The 24,545-nt window shown below is 39.0% G+C and carries 13 protein-coding genes; 10 read left to right on the top strand and 3 right to left on the bottom strand.

Translation table 11 applies throughout. The annotated features are described in order from the left end of the window. Nucleotides 1-94: 94 nt before the first annotated feature. The 3 genes from PQ456_RS04775 to PQ456_RS04765 form a co-directional block, all read right to left on the bottom strand. Nucleotides 95-5,512, bottom strand: coding sequence for an Ig-like domain-containing protein (locus PQ456_RS04775; protein ID WP_273615111.1), 5,418 nt, complete (start codon nucleotides 5,510-5,512; stop codon nucleotides 95-97). 39 nt (nucleotides 5,513-5,551) lie between these two features. Beyond that, a complete protein-coding gene (locus tag PQ456_RS04770) occupies nucleotides 5,552-7,456 on the bottom strand; it encodes a motility associated factor glycosyltransferase family protein (protein ID WP_273615110.1) in 1,905 nt (634 codons plus the stop codon). Nucleotides 7,457-7,617: 161 nt separating this feature from the next. Beyond that, complete coding sequence (locus tag PQ456_RS04765; protein WP_273615109.1) at nucleotides 7,618-8,685, bottom strand: NAD(P)-dependent alcohol dehydrogenase; 1,068 nt, start codon at nucleotides 8,683-8,685, stop codon at nucleotides 7,618-7,620. Nucleotides 8,686-8,919: 234 nt separating this feature from the next. Here PQ456_RS04765 and PQ456_RS04760 point away from each other — a divergent pair, with 234 nt between their 5' ends. From PQ456_RS04760 to PQ456_RS04715, 10 genes are all read left to right on the top strand, one after another. Further along, nucleotides 8,920-9,930: a LacI family DNA-binding transcriptional regulator gene (locus PQ456_RS04760; RefSeq protein ID WP_273615108.1), complete on the top strand. Its 1,011-nt coding sequence runs from the start codon at nucleotides 8,920-8,922 to the stop codon at nucleotides 9,928-9,930. A 401-nt stretch (nucleotides 9,931-10,331) separates the two neighbouring features. Next, entirely contained in the window at nucleotides 10,332-11,255 is a 924-nt protein-coding gene (locus PQ456_RS04755; protein WP_273615107.1) for an aldo/keto reductase, read from the top strand. Continuing rightward, nucleotides 11,255-12,016, top strand: coding sequence for a sugar phosphate isomerase/epimerase family protein (locus tag PQ456_RS04750; RefSeq protein ID WP_273615106.1), 762 nt, complete (start codon nucleotides 11,255-11,257; stop codon nucleotides 12,014-12,016). The genes PQ456_RS04755 and PQ456_RS04750 overlap by 1 nt, the downstream gene beginning before the upstream one ends. A 57-nt stretch (nucleotides 12,017-12,073) precedes the next feature. Continuing rightward, complete coding sequence (locus tag PQ456_RS04745) at nucleotides 12,074-13,045, top strand: ABC transporter permease (protein ID WP_273615105.1); 972 nt, start codon at nucleotides 12,074-12,076, stop codon at nucleotides 13,043-13,045. 27 nt (nucleotides 13,046-13,072) lie between these two features. Next, entirely contained in the window at nucleotides 13,073-14,803 is a 1,731-nt protein-coding gene (locus PQ456_RS04740; protein WP_273615104.1) for an extracellular solute-binding protein, read from the top strand. Nucleotides 14,804-14,887: 84 nt separating this feature from the next. Then, a complete protein-coding gene (locus tag PQ456_RS04735; protein WP_273615103.1) occupies nucleotides 14,888-15,784 on the top strand; it encodes a carbohydrate ABC transporter permease in 897 nt (298 codons plus the stop codon). A gap of 92 nt (nucleotides 15,785-15,876) precedes the next feature. After that, nucleotides 15,877-16,842: a carbohydrate kinase family protein gene (locus tag PQ456_RS04730; RefSeq protein WP_273615102.1), complete on the top strand. Its 966-nt coding sequence runs from the start codon at nucleotides 15,877-15,879 to the stop codon at nucleotides 16,840-16,842. Nucleotides 16,843-16,858: 16 nt separating this feature from the next. After that, nucleotides 16,859-20,029, top strand: coding sequence for an alpha-mannosidase (locus PQ456_RS04725; RefSeq protein WP_273615101.1), 3,171 nt, complete (start codon nucleotides 16,859-16,861; stop codon nucleotides 20,027-20,029). Between the two features lie 3 nt (nucleotides 20,030-20,032). Beyond that, entirely contained in the window at nucleotides 20,033-21,343 is a 1,311-nt protein-coding gene (locus tag PQ456_RS04720; protein WP_420540640.1) for a glycoside hydrolase family 125 protein, read from the top strand. Continuing rightward, nucleotides 21,340-24,450 (top strand): glycoside hydrolase family 2 TIM barrel-domain containing protein, encoded by a 3,111-nt coding sequence (locus tag PQ456_RS04715; protein WP_273615100.1) that lies wholly within the window; start codon nucleotides 21,340-21,342, stop codon nucleotides 24,448-24,450. The genes PQ456_RS04720 and PQ456_RS04715 overlap by 4 nt, the downstream gene beginning before the upstream one ends. The last annotated feature ends 95 nt before the right edge of the window (nucleotides 24,451-24,545 follow it).

The following is a 24,545-nucleotide window of genomic DNA, read 5'->3' as shown; positions in this document are numbered from 1 at the left end:
TTTTATTCATAACGATAAGAAAGTATTTCTGTACATAAAAAAATCTGTAGCACCTATAGGCACTACAGATTTTTGTTACGAGTAAAAGAGCGGTCTATTTTAAAATATCGACCAATTTTGATAATACAGCAGCCATTTCTTCACGAGTGACTTCCTGATTAGGACGGAATGTCTGATCTGGATAACCACTCATCAATCCCAGTGCATTTACTTTTTCGATACCTTGTGTTGCCCAAGAAGATACTTTTTTAGCATCTTTATACGTTACAGATGGTGTAGAAGATATTGTAGATTCTGGTAACATTCTACCGATCATCGTTGCTAATTGTTCACGGGTAATCGAACGTGTTCCGTTAAATCCATTATTGTCCCCTACCATAATTCCTTGTTCCGATACTGCTCTGACATATGGTTCTGCCCATGCTGGCATTGCATTATTGTCCGTAGTGACAGAAGCCGTAGACACTGTCGGAATATCCAGACGTAGCACTTTAGCAAGCATGACTGCCATTTCATATCGATTTACTGCTTGTTGTGGATTGTAGCTACCTGTTGCATCACCTTGTACAATATCAAGACTCATTAACTTCAAGATATCTTTATTCGCCCAGCTATTTATCGTATCTTGAGGTTGAGCGATATTGGAATTAGCTATAACTGAAGTCCAAGCTCCCTGTGGTACAGTTGCTTTCAAATCTGTATTATCACGTGTTGTCGGTACTGCAATCCATTTATCCCAGTTGTTGTCGTAGTAATAGACAAGCGCATTCGTAGATGGATTGTTTGCTGGTAAGCTCACGGTATCTGCTGTTGCTTGAACAGGTGCTACGATGACAAGTACATTCGGACTCGATGTCAGTACAGGCACGGTATTTCCAGCCGACGGATTGGTCTTAGCTGGCACAGATGGTGTACCGTTAGTAGACGAATTAGTTGGTGTAGCTTGCGGTTGTGCTCCTCCACTACCACCTGTAGCTGTAGGTACAGACGTAGGTGATGATTCTGGATTCACAGGTGCAAAGCTAACCGGTGTACTCGGCTGATTATTCCCTGTTTTTTTATCTGAGTCGGATTTGCTGGATGTTGGTTTGCCTACTTCTAGTGAATATATTTTTTTTGTTTCAGAAGAATGTGACCAAATATTTAATTTCATCCCCGATGTGATGATTCTCTCCTCATTTAAAACGGTTCCTGAAGTTGTTAGTACCTCACCCTCTGCATTGAAGGTATACCTCAGATTAGCTAAGAACTTACCTACTGTCAGGTTATTTGGTAAATTACGAATTGTTGATCCTGCGATCGACCCGTATCCACTAGAAATTAAGTCTGGCGATATCGGAGAATGAACCATAAAGTTCCAACTATTTTTATCATCTAGACCTTCAAATGGATTACCAGCTACATCGACAAAAGTACCTTTATTGATTTGTACATAATATTTTGTATATTCATTCAATGGATTAGCTAATGCAAAGCTAACTACACTACCACTGTGGAAAAAAGAGTCGCTAGACGTTGATCCAGAAAGAACAGGTATCTTTTCGATTAATTGATCGTCATTGCTTCGATATATCGAGATACTTCCATTTCCGTACTTGATAAATTCATTAAATTCTATATTTAATTTAGGATCCAATTGATCAACTTCAATTCTAGGATCTATTCGTATCATATAAGGGGCTTCATAATCTGCAATACTGAAATTCCAATGTGAATCTCCATAAATGCCTGCATATGGATGCCCTACTTCATCTACAAATAGACCCGAATCAATATTAATGTAATAAAGTTCGCCGCTCTCTGCATCTTGGAACTTAAATTCAAAACCTGCGCCACTATAGATCGAGTATCCTGAAATATTAAAGCCAGATAAGACTCCATCGACTGAAGAGAGTCGACCGACTTCCACATTATCGGAAGCTCTGTAAATATGAATTTGTCCATAGTTCATGTGTACACGCTCGCTAAATTCCAAACGAAGAGATGGATTAATTAGCTCATTGTTTCCATCGTGATAATCTGTAATCGTTTTAGCTGTCGGTGCTGTTAAATCTGGTGTTTTAAATGTCCACCCATTGTCACTTACCAACCCTGAAAATCTATTTCCGGAACGATCGACTACGGTTCCCTCTTCAATGTTTACATAGTACTCGGTATTTTCTTCTAATGCTTCTGGGATTTCAAAACTCATTACTATGCCACTCCAAAAATGTTCCTCGGTTGAAGTGAATCCAGATAAAACTTGAATTTTTTCGACAAGTTGATGGTCATCACTACGGTAGATAGAGAGGCTTCCATTCCCAAATTGCACACGCTCATTAAAATCAAGATGTAGTCTAGGCTTTAATGTCTCCATCATTTGACCAGTACGAGGTTCTACTCGTGTCAAATAAGGAGCTCTTTGATCTTCTCCTGCAATCGTGAAATTCCAATCCGTATCGTTATGAATCCCACTATACGGTTGACCAATCATATCGACAAATACACCCGAGTCGACCATCACGAAATACGATTCACTTTCTTCACCATCTACAAATGCAATATCGATCGAACCACCACTCATGCTAGCTGTCGCTCCATACCCAGACAGTATATATCCGCTTGATTGAGATAACGAGGCGATTTGCGTTCCATCCCATTGTCTATGGATAGTGATATGACCTTTTTTTAACTGCACAGGTTCACTAAATTGCATCATTAGATGCGTTGTTGGGCCATCTTGATATTCGTAATAGTTCGCTTCTAAAGGATGGATATCCGGTGTTGTAAAAGTCCATGCTTCTTTTGGATGAAATATGGCGTAACCGGACGAACGATTATCTGCCAAATCGTAAATAGCATAAGGGTCTACTTTCACATAATAGTGGGTATTTTCTTCTAAGTTAGAAAGCATAGGCAATTGAACAAGCGCTCCACTAATCATGAGTTGTCCATTGTGAGTCGTACCTGAATTCACTTGGAATTCTTCCACTAGAGAATCATTAATACTCCGATAAATACCAATCGTGCCATGACCAAATTTTACATTTTCATTAAATTGCATACTCATGTATGGCTTTAATGTATCAATCTGTTTCTGTGGGGAATAGTTGACCAGATAAGGCGATTCCCAGTCCTGTTCTGCAATACTGAAGTTCCATTGTGATGTACCATGAATCCCTGCATATGGATGTCCTACTTCATCAACAAACATACCTGAATCGACATTGATATAATAGGAGTCGCTAGTGTATGGACCCATCATCATAAATTCAAATCCTGTTCCGCTATGAATAAAGTATCCTGAAATATTGAAACCGGACAATAATCCATCAATTGAAGAGAGTCTAAAAACTTCCTGATTATCGGAAGCCCGATAAACATGAATGTATCCATCTTTTAATCGAACACGTTCACTAAATTGTAAACTTAAACGCAAATTGGATAAGACGGTATTATCATCTCGATAATCTGTGATTGTTTTAGCTGTAGGTGCTGTTACATCTGGCGTTTTAAATGTCCACCAATTGTCACTGGTTAACCCTGAAAAATCATTCCCTGAACGGTCGACCACTGTTCCTTTTTCAATATTGACATAGTACTCTGTATTTTCTTCTAATGCTTTAGGCAATTCAAAACCCATTGCTATGCCACTCCAAGAATGTTCCTCGTTTGAAGTGAATCCAGATAAGACTTGAATTTTTTCGACGAGTTGATGATCAGAACTACGGTAGATCGAGATACTTCCATTCCCAAATTGCACAGGCTCATTAAATTCGAGGTTTACTCTAGGCTGTAATGTAGCTACCGTCTGACCGACTTCAGGCCAAATCCGTGTCAAATAAGGTGCTCTTTGATCTTCTCCTGCAATCCTAAAATTCCAATCGGTATCGTTATGAATACCACCATATGGTTGACCGATCATATCGACAAAAACGCCAGAGTCGATCAGCACGAAATACGATTCGCTTTCTTCTCCATCTACAAATGCAATATCGATAGAACCACCACTCATGCTAGCTGTGGCTCCATACCCAGACAGTATATATCCACTTGATTGAGATAAAGAAGCGATTTGCATCCCATCCCATTGTCTATGGATAGTGATATGACCTTTTTTTAACTGCATATATTTACTAAATTGCATCATTAGATGCGTTGTTGGACCATCTTGATATTCATAATGATTCACTTCTAAAGGATGGATATTTGGTGTTGTAAAAGTCCATGCTTCTTTTGGATGAAATATAGCATAACCAGACGAAGGATTATCTGCCAAATCGTAAATAGCATAAGGATCCACTTTCACATAATAGTGGGTATTTTCTTCTAAGTTAGAAGGTACAGGCAATTGAACAAGCGCTCCACTAATCATGAGTTGTCCATTATAAGTGACACCTGAATGCACTTGAAACTCTTGCACTACATAATCATCATTACTGCGATAAATGCCAATCGTGCCGTGACCAAATTTTACATTTTCATTAAATTGCATACTCATGTATGGCTTTAATGTATCAATCTGTTTCTGTGGGGAATAGTTGACCAGATAAGGCGATTCCCAGTCCTGTTCTGCAATACTGAAGTTCCATTGTGATGTACCATGAATCCCTACATAAGGATTGCCCACTCCATCTGAAAATAGACCCGAATCCACATTGATGTAATAAGCCTCACTACTCAATCCACTTGACAACTTAAATTCAAATCCTGTTCCGCTATGAACCGAGTATCCTGAAATATTAAAACCGGATAATGATCCATTAATGGATGACAATCTGCCCACTTCCATATCATCCGAAGATCGATAAATATGAATTTGTCCATAGTTTAAGCGCACGCGTTCACTGAATTGTAATCCTAGACGCAACTTGGATACATCTGTATGATCGTTTCCGTAATCTGTGATCATTTTAGCTGTTGGCGCTGTAAAGTCTGGCGTACGCATAACCCAGGCGTAAGGACTACTGATTCCTGAAAAATCATTCCCATCTGTATCTTCAAAAGTACCTGGGGCTACTTTTATATAATATTCTAAGCTATCTGCTAATTCTTGCTTGGTTGTCACACGAATAGTGTGTTGATCTATAAAAGAATATGTAGCACCTTCCATATAACTTCCGGAAATCGAAATATTTTCAACTAATTGATCATTATCTGTACGATAAATTTGAATAGAACCTTGGCCTAATTTGATATTTTTTGAAAATTCCATTTGAAGCACTGGCTCAAGTGTCATTAATCCTGAATAGCGTGGAGCATAATCCACCATATACATATCAGAATAACTATTAGCTTGCATCGTTTGAATAGCAAGTTTCGAAGTATCCGATTCTCCATATACATCATTATTAACAGAGGTATTCTGATCGGACTCTGCATTAGATTCAGTTGTTGATTCTATTGCTGCACTCGCTTGAGAAATCATAGGTGTATACATGTTTGTCATCTGAATAAGTGTAAGACTGATACCTATTGCTTTTGTTGATTTCTCCCATTTTGTTTTCTGAACTTTTCTTTTTAATCTTCCCATGTTCTTGCTCCCCTTTTGTATGCTAAGTAAAAAGCTTTTCTATATATTTAATGATCTATGTGGATATATGTTGGATATTGTTTCATTCTCTATTTTTTTGTTTGGTTGAGTTTGATATTTTTGTAACAATTCTTGATATTGAGGCATTAGTTGAGTATATTTCTGCTTTACTTGTTCAAAAAATGCTCCATAATGATTCAAAATTGCTTCTGCTTTAAGAATGAGTTGTTGTTCTTTGCGCATATTCTCTACATGCTGATACAAGCGTTCATAAAACACACGACACATTGGAATCAAAAATATTTTGGAAAATTGATTGTTATGCCATTGATTAAAAGCACTATCAAATGTGGAGAAACTTTCTATTAGCAATTGATGTTGGTTGGAACGAATATATTGATTCATTGCTAGAAAAATACGCTGAATATCAAATAAAGCTTGACTCATATTTTGATGTTCTTGTTCCAATTGTTGAATAGCTGCTGGAATATGATCTTGATTGTATACAGGTTCCGGTGTTTTAAGTGCATTTACATCAATCGTATAAGGTACTAATTGGTGTTTAATAACTTCTTTTAATTCTATAAAAGGAGCACCTGCAATTGCTGCCCCTCCTTTAGTAGTGTTAATTACATTTTGTTTTTTGAACATACGAATATAGATAGACATTTCGTCTCTCATCGACTTAAATGAAGGATTGGTGGCTACTGTTCCTCCATAGACATCTGTAATATATTCAGACTGGTTAGGATCTATTTTTTTTCGAGGATTGATATAATCAATTCCTCCTGCATACTGATAACCATCACGATAAGCGAAGTTTTGTCCAACCAAAATAATAGGTCCACATTGCAGCAAACAAAGTAATTGTAATGTAACGACTGCTATAGAAGATGCATCTCGAATAACAGGATAACCTGTTCGTTGAAACGGAAATAGATAAGATCCTATAGTATCTTGAGTCGTAATCATGTGTAACTTGGCACCTGGATAATCTGCTAAAATATCTCCACCAATACATGATCCAAAAATGATAGGGATATCCGCAATTTGTTGTTCCATGACTTTAGAAAAGACCTTACCATTCTCAGGATGAGGATCATAACTACAAGCCGCATCTGGATATAGACCGTGGCTGATTAGAGTCGATAGTGCAGACCCTGCTGTAAAGATATACGCAGATTGATCTTTCTTAATTTGTTTGAGATACGGAATCTCTTCCTCTAATGAAGGACCAGCAGATACAAGAACAACAGGTTTATTCTCAAAACTTTTTTTCTTTTGAAAAATATTAGGAGTCTGACATACTTCTTTGAAATTGTTCAAACTATTTTGCATCCAGAACTGACTAAATTTATGACTGACAATTCGATTACCTTTTTTGTGCTTAAGGACATGTTCGAATTCTTGCTTAAATCGCAAAATCTCTTGCTGAAATAAGTATTCATAACTAGGTAATATACATAAAGAAATAGTTCCAGGTGTTTTATCAATAAATTGACGCAAAAATTGGATGGAACTGTTCGGTGAAGTTTCTATCGCCAAGTCTCGCCATTTGGGTGTATCTAATGCTGCAATATTTCCGTGTTTACTAAAGTAATGCACCATTTCAAGTTTTGGTTCATAGACTGAATAAGGTACATCAGGAAACTGTTGTTGAAAATAATTAATATGATGTCCTAAACCAATACCATAAAAAAGCATATGATCTATTTTTTCATTTTTTAATGAATCTAATAAGATTTTAATTTCATTAAATGGATGTTGTTCATGCAGATAGCTCTGTTTGGCTCCATAAGTAATATGTACATTCGATAAATCATCTTGTTCTTGAGCAACTGAAGTAAGTGTTACCGCAGAATTTTCTTGTGGAGCCATACTGATTACTTTCTCAGTATGAGGAAACTTAGCTTTCAAAAATGCCAAACCGGATAAAGAAGTCATTGTATCCTCTTTTCTAATCATAATGTGCATATATCAAAGAGTATGCGCTGTTCTATAAATATCAGCTAAAGTATCCTTATTTCTCTGAAAAATAGAAAAAGTCGCCAATATTAGAGCTCTTCCCCTAATATCGGCAACTTACGACATTTTTTGAATATTATTCACTCATTTGGATAAACAATAATTTTAAGACTTTCATTTTTGTGATGGATAGCTCGTTCCATCGCTTCTTGTGTGCGAGATAATGGATATTTATCTGTAATAATCAGGTTCGCATCTACTTTACCAGACGAGAGAAATTCGATTCCCATCGGGTATGTATTGGCATAGCGAAATACGCCATAAATATCGATCTCATTATCTGCAATTGCAGGTACATTAACAGGAATTTGATCTTGAGGAGGCAACCCGACGATTACTAATTTGCCGCCACGTCTAATAGAAGATAATGCACTTTGCAAAGCTTTGGGATTTCCAGCTGTTTCCCATGCAACGTCTACACCTCTACCATGGGTTAGCTCTTTTATTTTCGCTACAGGATCTTCTTCTTTAACATTTATGACTTCAGTTGCACCCATTTTGCGAGCGGCTTCTAAACGGATAGGTTCTAGATCAGTGACTATAATACGTGTAGCCCCAAAACATTTGGCAGCAGCGACAGCCATCAATCCAACCGGCCCCATTCCCATAATCGCTATCGTTGAACCAGGTTGTAGACGACATCTTCTAGCTGCATGAATCCCTACCGAAAATGGTTCATTCATAGCGGCTTCTTCAAAAGAAAGGTGATCTGGAATAGGAAAAACAAAGTCATGACGCATAACGATATATTGTACAAATGCTCCATCTACAGGCGGTGTCGCCAGAAATTGCACGTCCGGGCATAAATTATATCGTCCCTCTTTGCAATATTCGCAATGTCCACAAGTGACTCCCGGTTCAATTGCTACCCGATCTCCGACGTTAAAACGTGATACTTGTTCACCTACACTGACCACAATTCCAGCACATTCATGTCCCAAAATAATTGGCTTTTCTACTACGTATGGACCTATACGTCCATGCTCATAATAATGTACATCTGATCCGCATACTCCTACAGCAACCACTTGAATTAATACCTCATTAGCCTGTGGTGTAGGAACAGGAATATCTTCGATAATGATCTGACCGGGCTCTGTCATTACTGCTGCTTTCATCGTTGCTGGGATTTCAACATGATTCGACATAAAATTTTTTCCTCCCTCTAGCAATCTGCAAAATTCCATGATATGATAGCGCTTACTTACAGATATAGTTTACCATTTAACGACTGTAAGTTGAAATAATCGGTCGTACTTTAGCTAACGAATGTCATGGAATGATTGACGAATATGAAGTGATTCGTCAATATATGGTAAAGAGCGATTGTAATGTTTGATACAAACACTCTTACTTTTTTTCCAGTTGAGGGAGTTGGCTATATGACTGTCAAAATTAAAGATGTTGCAAAAAGAGCCGGCGTATCCGTCACCAGTGTATCTAGAGTGTTGAATGGTGAGAAATATGTTAGCGAAGATATACTAGCACGAGTGAATGAAGCGATTGAAGAACTCAAATACTCTCCTAGTCATATTGCTCGTAGTCTCAAAAAACAGAAAACCAATACGATAGGCGTGATTGTGCCTGATTTAACGTCTAACTTCTACTCTACGATTCTGAGTAGTATTGAAGAAAATGCAAGTAAATACGGATATAACCTGATCGTCTGCAATATTGCTGAGAACTTGAGTAAAGAACTCAAATACCTGTATATTTTTCAGGAAATGAGAGTCGAAGGCATTATTATTATGCATGAAAAAACAAATGATGATATTGTATCGTTTATCCAAAATGCAACGATGCCGATTTTGTTTTCCAGTGTAAAATCGCCTGACCCTACGTTTATGTCAGTATTGATAGATGATTATCAGGCGGCTTTTGATGCTACTGAATATTTGATCGATGCAGGTCATACTGCTATTTCTTATCTGGGGGGCGATCTACAAGATATTACTTCTGGCCAAAGTCGATATAACGGATTTCGTGATGCGTTAATTAAGCATAAAATAGCGATTAATCCTGATTATATTAAATTTGGTGATTATAAGCTTCCTAGTGGACAAGCGTTGATGAAAGAATTGCTTCAGCTTTCTAATCGTCCAACCGTTGTATTTGCAGCTAGTGATGATATGGCAGTTGGTGCTTTGAATTGTGCACTGGATCAAGATCTTAAAGTTCCTGATGATATTTCGATTATCGGCTTTGATGGTAGTACAATTACTAATATTGTTCGCCCGGCTATCACCTCTATGCAGCAACCGATCTATGAAATGGGTCAAATTTCTTTAGAAAGTCTACACAAGTTAATTGCTCGTCCCAAAACACAACAAAAAACAGATATCGTTTTGCAACATCAACTGGTAATCAGAGATAGTTGTAAAAAAATAAATTAAACTTATTTCAAATTTATACTTGTTATTTATAAAAGTTACGTAATATAATGTATCATATCAAAACATTTTCTTTAAAAAAAAACTCCTAAGAATACTTCACAAGTTACTTTACCTCACACATTTGTTTATCCTTATCTTATTTATAACTCACAACGTCATCTTTTTACTTTCACTTATCTTTTGTTGTACATGGTATCTTACACTCTATCTACACCAGATGGAGTAACAAGCTCATAATGTGGTATCGATTCCAGATAACAGATATCACATTTTTTGATCTTTATGGAATCGATACCATATTATAGGAATTGATGTCGCTTTACTTATTTTTTCACCTGCTTAATCTTATAACATAGCTTATACATCTGTATGGTATCGATTCCATAAAAGGGGGAATACAGTTGAAAAAGATAATTGTTGATAACATCTCCGTCTCACCGCTCATTATAGGAACAGGGGATTTATCCAAAATGGATGGTACATGGATATTAGATGAATTTGTAGCTGCTGGTGGAACAACTATCGATATGGCTTATCAATATACCAATAGTGAGGTCATTATTGGGCAATGGATGAAAGAACAACACAATCGTGAGCAACTTATATTACTTAGTAAATGTGCTCATCCTCTCAAAGGCGAAACTACACCACGAGTACATCCCGAAGCGATTACTCATGATCTACTTATCAGTCTGGAACGATTAGGAACAGATTATATCGACCTTTATGCTCTACATCGAGATGATGAGTCTGTTGCTGTTGAACCGATTATCGATACACTCAATGAACATGTCTCGAATGGTCTTATTCGTACATTTGGTGCTTCTAACTGGAGTTATCAACGGATACAACAAGCTAATGATTATGCAGAGCAACACGGATTAAAAGGATTTACTTTTAATAGCCCTAACCTTTCTCTTGCTGTCGCTTTGGAAGCGCGCTGGCCTGGTTGTGTATCCGCAGATGAACACACTGTTCAATGGCATCATAACAACCAGCTTCCGCTACTTTCTTGGTCAGCACAAGGCGGTGGATTTTTCTCCGGTGCTTTTGCCCCTGAAGATCGTTCGAATGAAGAAATGGTGCGTGTGTATTATAGCGAACCGAACTGGGAACGTTATCGTCGTGCTGTCATACTGGCAGATGAGAAAAAAGTAACCCCTACACAGATCGCTCTTTATTTTGTACTTCATCGTCCATTCCCTACAGCAGCTATTATTGGCCCTCGCTCTTCTGAAGAATTGGCTCAATCGTTTGCGGTATTGTCGCTCGATATTCATGAATCCGATCTACAATGGCTCAATTTGGAAAGGGATGAACGATGATGATTCAAGACAAATTAGCAGCTCAATTGTTTACGGTACGCAACGAACTCAAACAAGACTTTATATATACGCTAAAAGAACTTCGCAAAATGGGCTGGACAGCGGTACAGATTGATGGATTGCATGGTAATGATCCTGCTGAAATCGCAGCAGTGATGAAAGAAATTGGACTTCGTACTGCTGGAATGCATGTAGGCTTAGAACGAATGAAACACGATCTCGATCAAGTCATTATCGAAGCTGATCTTTTTGAGACACCGGATATGATCTGCCACTCTTTACCGGATGAACACAAAAATGAACAAGGTTATCTGTATGTACGACAGGAGCTACGCAAAGTATCTGCTATCGTTTCCCCTCAAGGTTATCGTGTTGGATTTCATAATCATGATTGGGAATTTCATACGATGATGGAAGGCAAATACGCACTTCAATATTTGCTTGAATACGATGAAGCAACACCTGTATATGCTGAGATCGATACGTATTGGGTCAAAAAAGCGAATCTTGATCCGCTACGTATTATTGAATCGTATGCTCACCGAATGCCTATTTTACACTTTAAAGATATGACAGATGATGATCGTCACTATTTTGCAGAAGTGGGGAGTGGTGTTATCGACTTTGCCCCTATCTTACGCTGGGGCGAACAACATGGTGTAGAATGGTACGCTGTTGAACAAGATTATTGTCCGGGATCACCAATGGACAGTCTAGAATCGAGTCTACATTACTTACGTCAGTTAATCACCACTCTGTAAGCTACCCGCATCATTTCGCTATTTATGTGTATTCGCCAGTATGAAAGGAGTAGTGCTATGCAAGCCGAACTTGATTCTGTTCCCAAAAAATCAACGAAAAGCAAAAAAGCATCTTCATCAGGATTATGGAAAACGATTGTTGTGAACCGTTATCTGTACCTGATGTTGCTACCATGTCTTATCTTTTTCGTCATCTTCTCCTACCTTCCTATGGCAGGGCTGGTCATGGCATTTAAAGAATTCCGATTCAATGCCGGGATGTTCGGAGGTCCTTGGGTAGGACTTCGCTACTTCAAATTATTTTTCTCTTATCCTGATGCTACTCAATTGATTTTGAATACATTTATTGTAGGTTTTCTCAAAATTATTGTGTACTTCCCTTTCCCTATCCTACTAGCATTAATGTTAAATGAAGTTCGCTCCAAACGATTCAAATCGATAACCCAAACGATCTCCTATCTCCCTTACTTCCTCTCATGGGTTGTTGTTGCCGCTTTTACCAATAAAATCCTTGCTCCTGACGATGGTATTTTCAATCAATTTATAGCTGCTCTCGGTGGCGACGGTAGTATTTTTTACATGATGGATGGCAAGTACTTCTATCTGATTATGTTCCTCACCTATCTCTGGAAAAATATCGGTTGGGGTTCGATCATTTATCTGGCTTCGATGGCAGGAATAGATCCTACTTTATACGAAGCCGCTGAAATGGATGGCGCAAGCAAGTGGCGCAAAATCTGGCATATTACATTGCCTTCGATCCGTCCTACTATCGCGATTTTGTTTATTTTGGATATTGGTAGTCTGTTAACTACAGGGTATGAACAGAACTATTTACTTCGTACTGCAGGTAACTCTGATTACTCCGATATTCTGGATACGTATGTATTGCGAGTAGGTATGATGCAAGGACAATATGGATATGGTGCAGCTGTCGGTTTGTTACAAGGTCTGGTGGGCTTAATTCTCGTTATTGTAACCAATTATCTGGTTAAACGCTTTAGCAAAAATGAAGCAAGTCTCTGGTAGTCCAATAAACCATTTGGAGTGATTTTTGTGAAAACTATTAAACGCCACACTTCACTTACGCTTTGCCTTTTATTGTTTATGGTTGTATTGTTATCTGCTTGTTCTTCAGACAGCAGTGGTAGTGAAGCAACAAGTGACGTTGCCGCTGACGGTCGCAAAAGCGGTGAAGATGGATTTATCGCTAATCGTGATTTAACAGGACGTATTTTTCTTGAAGGTGATGGTGCACAGTTACCAGATGATCAAGTCGGGAATCCGATTGCACTCAAAATCAAAGAAAAAACAGGCATGACGATCAACTGGCAATCTAGCGGTGCGGCTGATGGACTACAAGAGTTAACAGTAGCTCTAGCAACAGGAGATTTGCCCGATGTGATCGAAGCGTATCTCGATCATGGGGGTCGCCCGGAAATGAATGTACTTCTCAAAGGTGCTCGTGAAGGTCTATTCACTGATTTGAGCCCTTACCTCAAAAATACCAAAGTACTCAAAAACTATCTTGATCCTGAATTCTTACCTCGTGATACCAAAGAAAATGTTATGTTCCGTCCTGAATTTGGCGGCAAAGTATACTTTATTCATATGAATATCCCTGCCAAAAATACAACCGATGAAGATCGTCTTCACTATCGTGCAGGACTATGGATTCGTGCAGATATCGCCAAGGCATTAAATGTCGATCCTTCCAAAATCAAAACACAAGATGATCTATACAATCTAGCACTCAAAATCAAAGCTGGAAATTTTAAAGATAACAATGGTAAACCAATCACTGTTATTGGCCCACGTAAATGGGGCGGTCAAGTTACCAGTACATTATTCAAAAACTTTGACTTCGGTAATGGTACACAATTTGATGTCGAAAATGGACAAGTCAAACATGTAGCTGAAACTGATTATGCTCTCAAAAGTATCGAATTTGTACAAAAACTGTTGAAAGACGGTCTACTGGATAAAGAAGCTTTTAATATGGATGGTGTACGTGCTGAAGAAGCATACAATAACGGCTCTTATGCTATTTCTTCGTATATGAATATCGCTCCAGATTCATTGACAATGTTTGAGAAAACCAAATATTTGCCGATGGATCAGATGGAAAATTACAAAGGCGAAACAGACATTTATGAAAAAGAAAAATCCGGTAGTCAAGTGGTAGCCATTCCTTCTACTACCAAAAATCCAGAGCAAATTATTCAGTATATGGATTACCTTGCAAGCAAAGAAGGAAAAGCGCTTTGGAACTATGGGATCGAAGGCGAAGATTACAAAATCAATGATAAAGGACAATATATCTACACTGATAAAGTACTGGATGTAATGAAAAATAATCCAGGCGAAGAACGCAATACCATTCCTTACTTCTGGGGTAGCTTACTTGGCAAAACTGATGTCAATAACAACAAAGACTTTGGTGAATTGATTCGTAGTGCGAATTCCCAGCCAGAACGGTACAAACTGTATTTTGAATTGATGAATTATGGTAATCCAAAATATAAATACTGGGATGGTTACACAGCCGCTTCTTATTTAGCCGAAGTTCCTGATATTGAAGCATCGCTCAAACCTGTACTCGATTCCTACAAAGATGTGTTAGTCCAAGCATTTTTTGCTAAAGATATGACAGAAGCTACACAAATGTTAAACGATTATCGTCAACAGTTAAAAGATGCAGGTGTCGAGCAATACGAGAAATATTTACAAGATAAATACAATGCCGATCCTTCTTCAGTTGTATTCTATATTGATGCATTTTTCTAAAAATATATGCTGTGATCTACCACTGAACTGCTTAGGGGATGTGTAACCATCCCCTATCAAATTAAAACTGCGGAGGTTATGCAGATGGATAAAGCAGTAGGCAAAGCACCGCTCAATGAGCGCATAGCTATTGCAATCAACTATATGTTACTGGTGGTTTTGTGTCTGGTCATTCTTATGCCACTGGTCAATATTCTGGCGCTTTCTTTGAATGATGGTAAAGATGCTTCACTCGGTGGGATTGCTTTTTGGCCTCGTGTTTTCTCGGTATCTAACTATGTAGAAGTGTTCAAAAATCCAGCGGTACTACAAGGTATGGAAGTGACTTTATTTCGTACGATTTTAGGAACATTTCTAAGTGTATTGCTTACTTCTATGGCAGCCTTTGCACTCAAAAATAAAAATTTACCCGGTGTAGGCATTGCCAGTATATTTATCGTGTTTACGATGTTGTTCAATGGTGGGATTATTCCTTACTTTATGGTTTTGAAAATGTTCCACTTGAACAATACGATCTGGGTATACATTATCCCTACGTTGTATAGCGCATGGAATCTGATTCTGGTTCGTACTTTTTTCCAATCGATAGATCAAAGTATGGAAGAATCGGCTAAGATCGATGGTGCTCATGATTTTCAGGTGTTATTCCGCATTTATATTCCGCTTAGTATGCCGGTATTATCCGTTATCTGTTTGTTTAATGGTGTTATGCACTGGAATGACTGGTTCTCAGGTGCCTTTTATGTCACTGATGAGAAATTAAGACCTTTACAGACCATATTGCAACAGATGTTAACCGCAGCCGAAGCGATGCGCAAAAACTTATCGATGAATGCGATGATGAGCGCAGGCAACTCGGTAACGACCGAATCGATGAAAATGGCGATGGTTATTATTTCAGTCGTGCCGATTGCTACAGTTTATCCGTTTATTCAGAAGTATTTTGTACAGGGTATTATGGTCGGATCGGTCAAAGGATAATTCCACGATCTCTACTGCTGGACGATCACCCTACAGAAATAAAGTACAAAAATCGGGATGCGCTATGTCCTTAAATAAATGAGGGATTATCATTGAACGAAAAACAATACGATGTTGTCTCTATCGGTGATGCTAATATCGATCTGATCGTCGCAGGAAGTGATCAGCTACCTCTTCCAGGGCAAGAAGTGTTTGTGAAAAATATGCTTATTCATATTGGTGGAGGTGCTGCTCTATTCTCGATGGCACTTGCCAAAATGGGGCTTAAAGTTGCTTTTAACGGGGTACTGGGCAGTGATTACTACGGTCGTTTTATTTTGGATGAATTCAGTGAATTGAATATTGATACTTCTTATATTCGTCAGAGTGAAGAAAATAATACAGGCATTTCGATTGCGATCAATCCTGAACATGATCGTTCATTTATCACTTATATGGGCTCTAATGCTGAAGTGCGTATGGAAGACTTGAACGAAAACAGTATGCGATACGGTCGCCATGTTCATTTAACTGGCTATCAAGGTAGTCGTAATCATGATGCTTATCTACAAATGATCAAAAAAATCAAATCGTTTGGTGCTACGATTTCGTTCGATGTCGGTTGGGATGATAGTGGTGAATGGTATAGCGGTATTTTTGAAATTATGAAAGAAGTCGATATTTTCTTTCTTAATGAACTTGAAGCACTACATTATACCGGTTGTACCGAGATTCGTGAATCGATTAACAAAATGTCGCAACATGCGAAACATTTGGTTGTTAAAATGGGCTCACGCGGAGCGGTTTCTGTTCAACAGCATCATATGGTCTACCGCTCTGCGTATACGATTACAGCTGTAGATACGACAGGTGCTGGTGATAGTTTTAATGCAGGTTATATGTATGGCGTATTGACCGGGCATGATAGAGGAGAATGTCTACAATATGGCAACGCTTGTGGAGCACTTTCTGTATCGGCTTATGGTGGCAATACCGGTATACCCGATCAAGCAGGCGTAGAAGATTTTATTGCCAGACAAGCTGGACATATTGCAGACGATTGGGAAGTTATTGTCTGATCAAGGGAGGCACACTATGTTTTTCACAGAAGATAAATTAAAAAAACGTCTACAGCAACTAGAACCACTTCGTTATCGGGATGCTTTTGAAGTGCCCGAGTATATCGCCATCGAAGATATTATAGGTGAAAATGGTATGCGTCCTCCAACAGCAACGTTAAACCATCAAAATACAAGCATAAGAACAGGTGATTTTTGGAAAGGCAGAGACCGTTATCTATGGCTCTCTGCCTCTATTAACGTTCCTGTAGAATGGTGTCATCGTACAGTAGTTGGATTATTTGACTTCGGTATTACAGAAGGCGGTAACAATGGTGGATTTGAATCGTTAGCTTATTGGAATCATCAACCTTATCAAGGTGTAGATAGTAATCATATCGAGATGATTTTACCTGTAGGTTACTCTGGTGAAGCACGACTAGATTTTCGTTTATGGTCAGGGCTTGAAGGTGGTGGCCCTCCGCGCGAAATGAATCATCAGATAAAGCAATCACAGATCGCATGGTTAGATCGCCAAGTCGATACCTTTTTTTATACAGCCAAAGCGATATTACAGACGATTACGATCTTATCAGCCACAGTATATGAGCGTTCCGCATTGCTGCAATGTCTGGATAAAGCTTTTCACCATATCAACTGGTCGAATCCCGGCTCAGATTCTTTCTATGAATCGGTTTATATCGCTGCCGATCAATTAGATCAACAATTGACCACGATGAAGCAGAATCATCCGGTGACTGTTACAGCTCTTGGACATACCCATATTGATGTAGCATGGTTATGGCGCTTAAAGCATACCCGCGAAAAAGCAGCTCGTTCCTTTTCGACCGTACTTCGTTTAATGGAACATGATCCAGATTATATTTTTCTTCAGACTCAACCGCAACTGTATGAGTATATTAAGCAAGACTATCCAGATATTTATGAGAAAATCAAAGAAAGAATTAGTGAAGGTCGCTGGGAAGCTGGCGGTGGGATGTGGGTAGAAGCGGATTGTAATCTAACCTCTGGCGAATCGTTAGTACGGCAATTTTTATTCGGGACTCGCTTTTTTGAACAAGAATTTGGCGTATCCAGCAGTTATCTATGGTTACCCGATGTATTTGGTTATAGCTGGGCGTTACCGCAGATTTTGAAAAAATCAGGTTTTGATACATTTATGACGACCAAAATCAGTTGGAATCAAGTCAATCGGATGCCTCATGATACTTTTCAATGGCGTGGGATTGATGGGTCAGAAGTGTTAACTCATTTTATAACCACACCGGATGATTGGGAAGATGGCAATTCTTTCTTTTACACCTATAACGGATTGATCGAAGCTCAGACTGTTCAAGGCATCTGGAATAGTTATCAGGATAAAGAAGTGAATCAGAACCTTCTATTATCGTATGGCTATGGTGATGGCGGCGGTGGCGTTACACGTGAAATGTTAGAACTTCGTCGTCAGTTGGATCGTATACCGGGTGTTCCTCAAGTCACTACCGGGCGTGCTGATGATTATTTTGAACAGTTAAATACAACATTTGATCATACCGATCGTTATGTGCATACATGGGATGGTGAACTGTATCTTGAATATCACCGGGGAACCTATACTAGTCAAGCCTATAACAAAAAAATGAATCGTAAATTAGAGTTATTATATCGGGAAACAGAATGGCTACAAACGTTCAGTAGTGTACTTGCTACAGACTGGTCGACGTACGCTCAACAGTCAATCAATGAAGGTTGGAAAATTATTTTACGCAATCAATTCCATGATATTATTCCTGGATCTTCAATTGCAGAAGTGTATGAAGATAGTACCAAAGAATATGCCGAAGCGTTACAGATCGGTCAACAAGCTTGGTCAGCTGCTTCCACCACATTAACAACAACCGACGATCATAGTATCACTGTATTTAACAGTTCTTCTTGGGCAGTCTCCCCTGCTGTTCATATTCCATTTGCTTTATGTGGAACAGAAGATTATATCTGGACAGACGATCAACAACATCTACTGCAAGCACAACGTACCGATGATCACTGGATTGTACAGACATCGACTATTCCTGCACTCGGTGTAAGTACAATTCATTACAAGACTATAGCTACTTCCGACGATAACGGTATGGTAGATTCTATTCCTTTCTTATATGAAGAAGGTACATTGGTCACTCCTTATTATGAATTAAAATGGAATGCACAAGGACAACTGATAAGTATTATGGACTTGGAAAATGTACGTCAGGTGCTTGCTCCTGATGCTCGTGGTAATGTGTTTCAATTATTTGAAGATAAGCCTATGAACTTTGACTCCTGGGATATCGATATCTTTTATCAAGAAAAAATGGAAGAAATCAATCATCTCATCTCGGTACGTCTGTTAAGCACAGGTCTATTACAGACTACTGTTGAATTTGTCTGGCAGTATGATGAGACAGTAATTACGCAACAATTAACCGTATATGCTCGCAGTCGCCGGATCGATTTCCAGACACATGTCGATTGGAAAGAACGTCAAAAATTACTCAAAGTTGCATTTCCTGTACAGATTCGATCTACAGAAGCAACTTATGATATCCAATTCGGTAATGTAAAACGTCCGACACACTGGAATACCAGTTGGGATTGGGCACGATTCGAAAGTGTAGGTCATCAATGGGCAGACTTATCAGAGCGCAATTATGGAGTGAGTCTGCTGAATGATTGTAAGTATGGCTATGATATTAAAGACAATGTGATGCGTCTATCATTACTAAAATCAGCCATCTATCCTGATCCTCATGCAGATTATGGACAACATGAATTTACGTATTCACTGTATCCTCATGCTGGAGATTGGTTAACCGGTCATACTGTTCAAGAAGCTTGGGCGTTAAATCAACCTTGCCAGATTGCTTCAGGCAAAGCTCAAGTATTCAATACAGATCGTTCATCGTTCTCGATGTTCACTTTATCCGCTTCCCACGTTATGGTCGATGCAGTCAAAAAAGCAGAAGATCACAATCTGATTGTGCTTCGTATTCATGAATACGGTGGTATTCGTTCCCCTCTTCATATTACGAGTGATCTTCTTATTGATAGCTGGCAAGAATGTAATCTGATGGAACAACCGATTGGAGAAATTCATCATACTCCATTATCGCTAGAAATCTCACCTTATGAGATTCGTACTTTTCTTGTATCGCTTCAAGGGGGATAACCTATGAATACTCAGCCCCCTTTGCCACTGACAACAGCAATGAATACGTATATTCAACACATTGAACAACAATTGGAACATCTGCCTGTATTACAGGGGATGTTCCGTCAGTGTTATGCCAATACGTATGAGACGACCTTACAACGATTAGCCGATGGCAGTACATTTGTGATTACAGGCGATATTCCAGCGATGTGGTTACGAGATTCCACAGCTCAAGTACGGCATTATTTGCCTGTCGCTGTACATGATACTGAAGTGGCTGATATGATCGCAGGTGTAATTCGTCGCCAGATCTTTTATATCGGGATTGATCCTTATGGAAATGCTTTTAATATCGAAGATAATGATCATCGGTATGATATCGATCTGACAGAACTAAACGGCTGGGTATGGGAACGTAAATATGAGATTGATTCCCTTTGTTACCCGATTCAACTTAGCTATTTGTTCTGGAAAGCTACAGGACGTACAGATCTATTTGATGAATCTTTTCGTACCGTGCTCCACCGGATTATCGATCTCTGGCGTTGTGAACAACATCATGATGATCATTCTCCTTATGTATTTATGCGCGAAAATTGCCCTCCTTCGGATACACTTCGTAATCAAGGTAAAGGTATGCCTACTTCATATACAGGTATGACCTGGTCAGGATTTCGCCCTAGTGATGATGCTTGTACATTTGGATATCTGATTCCATCTAATATGTTCGCCTCGGTTGTGCTTGGTTATATGGCAGAAATTGCAATCGACATGTATCATGATGAGCGTCTGGCAACCAAAGCTTTGCGTTTACAAGAAGAAATCGATTTTGGAATCGAAAATTATGGTACTGTGATTCATCCGCAATATGGCAAAATCTATGCCTATGAAACAGATGGACAAGGCAATCATAATCTAATGGATGATGCCAATGTCCCTAGCTTGTTATCTATTCCTTATTTGGGTTATCGTGCTGTCGAGGATAAGGTATATCAGAATACACGTGCATTTGTATTGAGTGAACACAACCCTTATTATTTTACAGGTATAGCCGCAAGTGGCATTGGTAGCCCGCATACACCGACTGATTATATTTGGCATATTGCGTTGTCGATGCAAGGACTCACTTCGACCGATCCGTTAGAAATAAAATCAATTCTCGATACTCTCGCTAGCACTCATGCCGATACAGGCTTTATGCATGAAGGATTTCACAAAGACGATCCTACAAAGTTTACCCGCCCGTGGTTTGCATGGGCAAATAGTTTATTTGCTGAATTGGTTAGCCAGTACGCACTTCAATCCAGTAAGGAGCCCTCTTCCCTATGAATACGACCATTCCTAGCTATTGGAAAGACCTGAATGTATTGCAAGTGAATCGTGAACCTGCCCGATCTTATTATATTCCGTATGCTGATATACCAAGCGCACATACTCGTCAACGCGGAAAATCTCCTTTTTACCAGTCTCTAAATGGTGGTTGGCAATTCCGTTATTATGGTACAGTGCGAGATGTAGAACCTGCTTTTTTTATGCCAGAATATGATGTGCACGCATGGGATTCTTTGCTTGTTCCTTCTTGCTGGCAGACCAATGGATATGATCAACAACATTATACGAATCTTAGTTATCCGTTTCCTTGTGATCCTCCTTTTATCCCAGATCAGAATCCAGCCGGTGCTTATGTAAAAGAAATCCGCTTGCAACAAGGCTGGCAAGAACGAGAATCGTATATTGCATTTGAAGGTGTTCAATCTTGTATGTACTTGTGGATCAATGGACAGTTTGTCGGATACAGTCAGGGTAGCCGTATGCCTGCTGAATTTCATGTTACTCCTTATTTACAAGAAGGGGTGAACCGTATCGCTGTACTGGTACTAAAATGGTGTGATGGTTCTTATCTGGAAGATCAAGATATGTGGCGTTATAACGGAATTTTTCGTGATGTTTACCTGCTGACACGTGACTCTCAACATATACGTGATGTATTTGTACAGCAGTCGTTGGATTATGACTATGATCATTACCATCAAGCCCGACTCGATATCCAATTGGAATGTTCTACACTGGTAACCACAAACGAACATCTGGAAGTGCAAGCGATTCTGCTGGCACCGGATGGCTCCGAATTATTAACGACAACCGCTTTAATAGATCAGACTGCAACGGTCACTATGGAGATCACTCATCCGATTCTTTGGAATGCAGAATCTCCTGCATTGTATACTTTGTATATCAAATCCGGTCAAGAAGTTCTGCGATTTGCAGTAGGTTTACGTCAGATTGAGATTACAGAAGATGGTGTATTTCAGATAAATAAACAACCGCTTAAGTTAAAAGGGGTAAATCGTCATGATTCTCACCCTGAGCTTGGACAGACGATTCCTCTTCAACATATGCTGACTGACCTACAGTTAATGAAACAACATAATATTAATACGATTCGTACTTCTCATTACCCTAATGATCCTAAATTTATGGAGTATTGTGATGAATATGGCTTCTATGTGATCGATGAAGTCGATCTAGAATGTCATGGTATCGGTATTCCTGAAGATTTTGCTGATGGGGCTTTTCATCAATTATCGGTCAATCCTGACTGGAAAGAATCCTTTGTTGAACGTGCAGTACGCTTAATCGAACGCGATAAAAATTTCTCTTCTGTAATCATGTGGTCGATGGGCAATGAATCAGGTTACGATATCAATCATATTGCGATGGCTAGATGGACACGTGAACGCGATCCTTCTCGTCCAGTCCATTATGAAGGTGCGGCGCCTATATACAAAGGGCATGAAGATGTAAGCGTTCTGGATGTAGAGAGTCGTATGTATACTTCGCCTGCTGAGATTATTGCGTATGCTAGTGATAACAACAATACCAAGCCTTTATTTCTTTGTGAATACAGTCATGCTATGGGAAATGGACCCGGTGATCTGAAGCAATACTGGGATGCTATTTATGCTTATCCCAAATTGATGGGTGGCTGTGTCTGGGAATGGGTCGATCATGGTATTGCTCAAGTAAGTGCAAACGGGCAATCGTATTATGCGTACGGAGGAGATTTTGGAGATAAGCCTAACGATGGTCATTTCTGTATCGATGGTCTGGTGTCGCCTGATCGTAAGCCACATGCAGGATTATTAGAACTCAAACAAATTATGGCTCCTGTGCGTATTGAATCATTAATTACAGTAGAAGGAAATACACGCTCTGCTATCGGGAATCAATTTAGCATTACCAATCTATACGATTTCACCGATGTATCTCACTTGGTACTACACTGGAAAATCGAAGATGAAGGTCTGCTTATCGAGCAAGGAACTATACTTATGCCTGCTATCGCTCCACAGCATTCGGCTACGATCACTGTTCCTACTTCTGCTCTGCAATACAATACTCATCCTCTGCGTTATCTTACATTCTCTGTGCTGACAAATACAGAACAGGTCTGGGCGCCGATCGGTTATGAGATTGCATTTGCTCAATTCCATATTCCTGTTGATCCTGTAGCGATAACAGAGTTTTCTACCAAGAACGATTCTGAATATCATCTATTGGTAGATCATCCATTACAGACTAACGAATCTTATGGACGCTTAGTTATTGAAGGTATAGATTTCCGTTACGTCTATGATCTGGAACGTGGACAGTTTACAGAATGGAGCAAATCGGGAGTTCCATTACTGCAACAGCCGACAGCATTTACTATCTGGAGAGCACCGATTGATAACGATATGCATATCAAAGAAAAATGGTTAGATAACGGGTACGATCATCTCGCAACCAAAGTGTATAATAGCCATTGGTCATGTGTAGCAGAGCAATCAGTGATCATTACTACTTCTTTTTCACTGTCTTCTTATAGTCAATATCCTGTGTTGCGTGGTGAAGCATGGTGGACGATTCAAAGTGATGGCAGACTAGAGTTCAAAGTCAAAGTCAGTGTACTGGATACCGCTCCATTTCTACCCCGGTTTGGCTTATTGCTCGCTATGCCCGCAGGAACAGAATATATAGATTATTTTGGACGTGGCCCGCATGAAAGTTATATAGATAAGCATCACAGTACACGTTTTGGCAAATATAAGAAAACAGTCGATGATCTCTTTTACCATTATATTATGCCTCAGGAAAATGGATCACGCTTTGAAACGCAATGGATGAGTGCTACGCAAGCGATGGGTGCCGGGCTTTATTTTACAGGTTCTCAACCTTTTTCTTTCAATGCTTCTCATTACACGACAACAGACATCATGCAGGCAAAACATACTTATGAACTGATTCGCCGACCAGAAACGTTTATCCATCTGGATTATAAAATGAGTGGCGTTGGCTCAAATTCTTGTGGACCTCAACTGGCTGAAAAGTATCAATTACAGGAAAAAGAGTTTGTTTTTGATATGCAGATTATGCCTTTTTTTAAAGAAGTATAGTAAAAAGGATTAAATCTTAATCCTCTGTGTAGTCTTAGCAGAGAAATAGATTTAATCCTTTTATATACATAATATTATTTGAAAGACTTCATTTT

The organism is Paenibacillus kyungheensis (genome assembly GCF_028606985.1).
GTDB lineage: Bacteria > Bacillota > Bacilli > Paenibacillales > Paenibacillaceae > Saccharibacillus > Saccharibacillus kyungheensis.
This window is presented reverse-complemented; position numbering and strand designations above follow the sequence as displayed.